This window comes from Mycobacterium sp. UM_Kg27 (assembly GCF_000972905.1).
GTDB lineage: Bacteria > Actinomycetota > Actinomycetes > Mycobacteriales > Mycobacteriaceae > Mycobacterium.
Genome location: NZ_JRMM01000255.1, coordinates 1 through 1,886, shown reverse-complemented (window position 1 = coordinate 1,886; position 1,886 = coordinate 1). Strand labels below are relative to the sequence as shown.

General features: G+C 64.0%; 1 protein-coding gene and 2 pseudogenes. 2 read left to right on the top strand and 1 reads right to left on the bottom strand.

From position 1 onward, the window contains the following. Positions 1 to 61: 61 nt before the first annotated feature. Both LI94_RS21030 and LI94_RS21025 read left to right on the top strand, forming a co-directional pair. Positions 62 to 562, top strand: a pseudogene (locus LI94_RS21030) (mammalian cell entry protein); the annotation flags it as partial. Positions 563 to 592: 30 nt separating this feature from the next. After that, on the top strand, positions 593 to 1,258 hold the full coding sequence (locus LI94_RS21025) for a YoaK family protein (protein ID WP_024442915.1): 666 nt from the start codon (positions 593 to 595) through the stop codon (positions 1,256 to 1,258). Between the two features lie 10 nt (positions 1,259 to 1,268). Here LI94_RS21025 and LI94_RS21020 read toward each other — a convergent pair. Next, positions 1,269 to 1,868 (bottom strand): annotated as a pseudogene (locus tag LI94_RS21020) (RsiV family protein); the annotation flags it as partial. Positions 1,869 to 1,886 lie beyond the last annotated feature (18 nt).

The following is a 1,886-nucleotide window of genomic DNA, read 5'->3' as shown; positions in this document are numbered from 1 at the left end:
ATGTGTATAAGAGACAGAGGCGGCGGCGAAGCGCCCGGGTCGGGGCAAGTTCGGTGTGCGGCTTGCGGTTGCGCTCTCGGCCGCGGCATTCGTGGGCGCCGCCGCGTTTGCGGGCGCCGCGGCCCAGCCGTATCTCCTGGATCGCGCGGAGGTGGCCATCAAGCTCGACATCGCCAGGACTGCGGCCCGGGCGATCCACACGCTGTGGAACTACACCCCGGAAAACATGGATTCCCTTCCGGATCGGGCCTCGGTCTATCTCAGTGGCGACCTGGAAGCCCAGTACCGCAAGTTCATTGACGCCATCGCGGACAGCAACAAGCAGGCCAGGGTCACCGACACCACCGAGATCGTCGGTGCGGCCGTCGAGACCCTGAATGGTCCCGAGGCCACGGTGATCGTCTACACCAACACCACGGCAACCAGCGAACTGAGCAAATCGATCCCCCAGATCAAGTACCTGACCTACCGGCTCTTCATGAAGCGCGACCAGAACCGGTGGGTGGTCACCAGGATGCCCACCATCACCTCGCTGGACCTGACTCCACGTCTCCAGGGCTAGCCCAGGACCGGACGAGGGTTAGCGGATAGCATGCCGATCGCGTCGCCGTTGTCGCAGCGGCGCACGGTGATCGCGCTAATGCTGCTGACCTTCGCCACGGGTCTGGTCGACGCGGTCAGTGTCTTGGTGCTCGGCCGGGTATTCGTGGCGAATATGACTGGCAATGCGATCTTCCTGGGGTTCCTGTTCGTCCCCAGCACCGGATTCGATCTGACCGCTGCGATCGTCGCGGTGGCGGGATTCCTGCTGGGCGCGGTCATCGGCGGGCGGTTGTTCCGAAGCTTCGGCCAGCGGCCCCGCTACTGGCTCACGATCGCACTGGGACTGGAGGCAGTGATGCTTCTGGTGCTGGCCGCACTGGCGGGCATGGGTGTGCTGGACTACTACGGCACCAGCAAGCTGCTCTTGATCGCCGGCCTGGCGATCGCGTTCGGTGTGCAGAACTCGAGCGCCCGCCAGTTCGGCATTCAGGAGCTTTACACCACGGTGCTCACCTCGACGATCGTCGGTATCGGGGTGGACAGCCGGTTGGCCGGTGGGACCGGCGAACGCGGAAAGCTGCGCTACGGCGTCGTTTTCGTGATGATCCTGGGCGCCGTCGTCGGGGCCACGTTGACGCCCATCATGGTGGCGCCGGTCATCGCGATCGCTGGGATCGTGGTGCTGGCGAGCCTGGCGTTGTTTCGGTACGGCTAGCCGGGCTCCGTTAGGACCCGCCGTACTCCGGTCGCAGGATCGAGCTCAGTGCGGACAGCGGGATGTGCGCCTGTACGTTGCCGCCGTCCATGTACCACTGCATCTGGTTGTACTGGATCGGACTGTCGTGGCTGACCGGGTAGTCGGGCATGTAGAGAATCAGCTCATCGGGGGTCAGCGCCCACGACCGGTAGCCGCCGGAGAACACCTTGTCGGGCGTGAAGCGCTCCGGGACAAAGGGATAGTCTCCGGGGCGGTGCTCCCAGAACGCCCGGTCCAGTGCCTCCTTGATGTAAGGCTCGCCCAGTTGCGGGATCGTCGCCAGTGGGTCGATCCCAGGCTTGGTGATGTCGGCCAATTGCAACTGCCGCCCGCCGGCGCCCATGTCGAACGTGAAAGTGCGGTAGGCGTTGTTGATGTAGGGACCGTCGGAGTGGTAGTCCTCGTGGAAGACCGCGGTCAATGCGTTTCCGTGCTGGAAGATCTCGTAGTTCTCATTTCCCCAGCTGTCGGCCACCATCGAGGCACCTTTACTGCGCCAGTTGTTGAACAACTTCGACAGGTAGTCACGGATCGGGGGACCGGCGACCGGGTGGTCGACCAGGTCTCCGGCTGTCTCTTATACACA

Bases quoted from the DNA above. Each gene is read 5' to 3' on its own strand.
- LI94_RS21025 (WP_024442915.1), top strand. From the start codon at position 593: ATGCCGATCGCGTCGCCGTTGTCGCAGCGGCGCACGGTGATCGCGCTA.